Raw genomic sequence first — 1,480 nt, 5'->3', positions numbered from 1 at the left:
TTATGTAAATAACTCGAAAGATTTAATTGCATATCTGTTAGGAATTGCTGATAATTCGCTTATTTTAGGGCAGCGATTAGGCGAACTTTGTGGTCATGGTCCAAGTTTAGAAACAGATATTGCCCTTACAAATATTGCTTTAGATTTGTTTGGACAAACTCGAAGTTATTATCAATATGCTGCCTCTTTTTCCGATCAAGACACAAACGAAGACCAATTGGCTTTTTTAAGACAAGAGACTGCTTATCAAAATGTCCTTTTGGTAGAACAGCCCAATATTGATTTTGCATATACTATTACTCGTCAGTTTTTATTTGATATTTTCCATCAACTTCTGCTCGAAAATTTACAATATAGCAAAGATCAACAACTGGTTGCTATTGCTCAAAAAAGCCTCAAGGAGGTAAAATACCATGTCCTTTTTTCGTCTGAATGGGTGTTACGTTTAGGAAACGGTACACAAGAAAGCCATATAAGAATGCAAAAAGCTATAAACGATTTGTGGGTATATACAGATGAATTATTTGATGCCACAGCGGCAGATTGTCAAATGATTGCCGCAGGAATTGGCATTGATGCCAATGTATTCAAATCCACTTATTATGATCAAATCAAAGCCATTTTGATTGAGGCTACTTTAGAAATTCCTAATATAGACTATTTCCTAAAAGGCGGCAAAAAAGGGATTCATAGTGAGCATTTTGGCTATATCCTTACAGAAATGCAATACATGCAACGCAGTTATCCCAATATGAATTGGTAAACTTTGTCCTTATAAAATGAATTTTTTCAATGAAATAAAATGAATATAGCACCACAATATTTTGAAATATTAAGTCAAATATACGATCCAGAAATTCCTGTTTTGTCAATAATAGATTTAGGAGTTGTAAGAAAAGTAATTTTTGAAAACGACATATTACATATAGATATTACACCAACATACAGTGGCTGTCCTGCCATGGATACTATTAGTGCCGACATTGAAAAAGCATTTGAAAAACACCAAATCAAAACAAAAATTAAATTGATTTTATCACCTGCCTGGACAACAGATTGGATAACCGAAAAAGGTAAAAACAACTTACAAAAATACGGAATTGCACCACCGCTAACCGAAGAGGCAGACAAAGCAGTACTTTTGAATCAACAAAAACTGGTTCAGTGCCCACAATGTGCAGCCCAAAACACGGTTTTAATCAGTCAATTTGGTTCAACAGCTTGTAAGGCTTTATTCAAATGTTTGGATTGTTTGGAACCTTTTGATTATTTTAAATGTTTAAAGTAAATAATACCAAATATATTTATAAAATAGTCCAAAGATGCGTAGTTATTTTTTAGAAAAAATTTTCAAAAAAAATCGTTGCATAGCTGGGCTACGGAACTATTTTTTTTGAATAATTTTAGCAAAAAAGAACAAGTAGATTGGACTATTTTATATGTATATTTGGTATAAATAAAATTCAGCATTATGATTCAA

Annotated in this window: 2 protein-coding genes; both read left to right on the top strand. The window is 32.3% G+C overall.

Annotated features, from left to right (window positions below; all coding sequences use genetic code 11):
- The first annotated feature begins 25 nt into the window (after window positions 1-25).
- Window positions 26-763 carry a 1,2-phenylacetyl-CoA epoxidase subunit PaaC gene (gene paaC / locus B0A58_RS15345; RefSeq protein ID WP_089081772.1) on the top strand — a complete coding sequence of 246 codons (738 nt, stop codon included), beginning with the start codon at window positions 26-28 and terminating at the stop codon, window positions 761-763.
- 39 nt (window positions 764-802) lie between these two features.
- A complete protein-coding gene (gene paaD / locus B0A58_RS15340; protein WP_089081771.1) occupies window positions 803-1,288 on the top strand; it encodes a 1,2-phenylacetyl-CoA epoxidase subunit PaaD in 486 nt (161 codons plus the stop codon).
- Window positions 1,289-1,480: the final 192 nt, after the last annotated feature.

This window comes from Flavobacterium branchiophilum NBRC 15030 = ATCC 35035 (assembly GCF_002217205.1).
In the GTDB taxonomy this organism is placed as follows: Bacteria; Bacteroidota; Bacteroidia; order Flavobacteriales; family Flavobacteriaceae; genus Flavobacterium; species Flavobacterium branchiophilum.
This window is presented reverse-complemented; position numbering and strand designations above follow the sequence as displayed.

Coding starts and splice junctions, on each gene's coding strand:
- paaD (WP_089081771.1), top strand. CDS start 803: ATGAATATAGCACCACAATATTTTGAAATATTAAGTCAAATATACGAT.